Here is a 1,580-nt window from a genome sequence, read left to right on the forward strand (position 1 = left end):
ACGCCCGGACCGCGCGCCGGACCGGGCCTCGGGCTGCCCCTCTGACCGCGCTCAGGCCGGGGTCTCGGCGCGGCGCTTGTAGAGCGCGAGCAAGCCGTCCACGAAGTCCCGGCCGAGGAACTCCGCCACGGCCACCGCATAACCGTTGAAGCTGGAGGTGACGCGGAAGTGGGACTCGATGTCCAGCCGCGTGCGGCCGGCCGGCAGCGGCGTCAGGGTGAAGCGTGTCTCGCCGAGGTCGAAGTAACGTCCGCCGATGACGACATGCTCGTCCATCGTGCCCGGCGGGAAGGAGTCCGGTGAGAACTCGTAGCGCCACGCCAGCCGCCGTCCCTCGACGCGCTCGGTCACATGGCCGAGGAAATGCACGCCGCGCTCCCAGCGCGACACGCGGACCTCGCCGTGCGGGGTCATCTGCTGGATGCCCTCGACGGGCCGCGGCACACCGATCAGATGGATCCAGGTGCGGGGAAACTCATCGCGCCGGATGTCCCGCGCGGCGACGATCTCCGCCCAGAGACGCTCCGGCGGCGCCTCGACGACCACCGACCGGTCGATGCGCTGCCAGCGCTCCGCGGTCGAGGGGCCGTCGAACGCGGCGACCAGCAAGGGCAGGACCGCCAGCACGCCCAGTTGCAGCGTTCCCAGGCGCGTGTTGCGCAGGACCAGGTTCATCACCACGCCACCGATCGACGCCATCGCGAGAAAGAGCGGCGTCATCAGCACCACGCAAATCGCGCCCTCCAGCAGCGTCACCATCGCGCCGATCATCATCAGCGCCGTGGCCGCCCAGGGCGCGAAGGCCGCCTGCGTCCAGGTGGGCCGCGACGCGCGCATGCCGTAGATCGTGATCGCGCCCACCACCATCGGCGTCAGGTGCACGAAGCCCAGGCTCATCACGTAGCCGTCGTCCCGGGAAAGCCCCAGCCATGGCGCCCAGACCCAGACCTTCCCGAACAGCACGCGCATCAGCAGCCCGTACAACGCCCCCACCAGCACCGCCACCCAGCCACGGCGCCCCCAGGTGTGGGGATGACGCGTGATCGCATCCAGTGCTGTGGCGCCGGCGCCGGGCGCCGGCTCATTCTGTTGGTCCTGCATCGTTCATTTCCTCCCGCGGCGCATTCTGCCCAGCCGAAGCCCCTCCCTCTAACCCCGGCACATCTTTTCGCTTGCCATTCATTCGCATGCAAAGTAAATTTCGTCTCCATGGCACGCACCACCTCCACCAAGCAGCAGACCACGACCGGCACGTCCGCCGTCTGTGTCCCGCAGCAGATCGACGAACAGCTTTGCTTCGCGATCTACTCGACGATGCTGGGACTGAACAAGGTCTACCGCGAGCTGCTGAAGGACCTCGACATCACCTACCCGCAATACCTTGTCATGCTGGTGCTGTGGGAACGCGACGGCCTGACCGTCGGCGAGATCGCGGAGCGGGTCTTCCTCGACTCCCCGACGGTGACGCCGCTCCTCAAGCGCCTGGAGGCCGCCGGCCTGGTCAGCCGCGATCGTTCGCCGCAGGACGAGCGCCAGGTGCTGATCACGCTGACCCCTGCCGGCCGCGGCCTGCGCCAGCG

The 1,580-nt window shown here is 68.7% G+C and carries 2 protein-coding genes; one reads left to right on the top strand and one right to left on the bottom strand.

The window, feature by feature from the left end; genetic code table 11:
- Window positions 1–51: 51 nt before the first annotated feature.
- A complete protein-coding gene (locus FUT87_RS22080) occupies window positions 52–1,101 on the bottom strand; it encodes an SRPBCC family protein (RefSeq protein ID WP_147242404.1) in 1,050 nt (349 codons plus the stop codon).
- Between the two features lie 108 nt (window positions 1,102–1,209).
- On the opposite strand from FUT87_RS22080, the gene FUT87_RS22085 reads away from it, so the two are divergent.
- On the top strand, window positions 1,210–1,580 hold a 371-nt coding region (locus FUT87_RS22085; RefSeq protein ID WP_147242405.1), incomplete at its 3' end, for a MarR family winged helix-turn-helix transcriptional regulator.

This window comes from Mitsuaria sp. TWR114 (assembly GCF_007997345.1).